The organism is Corynebacterium sp. HMSC070H05 (assembly GCF_001837615.1).
Taxonomy (GTDB): Bacteria; Actinomycetota; Actinomycetes; order Mycobacteriales; family Mycobacteriaceae; genus Corynebacterium; species Corynebacterium coyleae.
Genome location: NZ_KV833300.1, coordinates 1 through 322 on the forward strand (window position 1 = coordinate 1; position 322 = coordinate 322).

General features: G+C 52.2%; 1 protein-coding gene. It reads right to left on the reverse strand.

What is annotated here, in order from left to right; translation table 11 throughout:
* The coding region (locus tag HMPREF2617_RS04225; protein ID WP_141762996.1) for a helix-turn-helix domain-containing protein at positions 1–227 on the reverse strand (227 nt) is incomplete at its 3' end.
* Positions 228–322 lie beyond the last annotated feature (95 nt).

Consider the following 322-nt stretch of genomic DNA (forward strand, 5'->3'; position numbering starts at 1 on the left):
TCGATGACTGCTTGGCGATCCGCTTCGGTGTATTTGCGGGCGGGATTTGTCGGCGCGGTACTGTCCGGCAAAATACCCGCCCGCCCACGGCGAGCAATACGATCCCTGACGTTATGAAACGTCTGTCGTGAGATCTGCTCATCCTTGCAAAACTGCTTGATGGTTTTTCCGTCGCGGACCGGATCGAAATCCGCGATCTTTCTGCGTGTGTGCGATGAAATAGCCATCCGACCATTTCACCGGTTCAGTGTCCAAAAAGTCTCTAGACATCGTGTCCAATAAGTGACTGGACTCCATGTCCAAAAAGTCATGAGACATGACA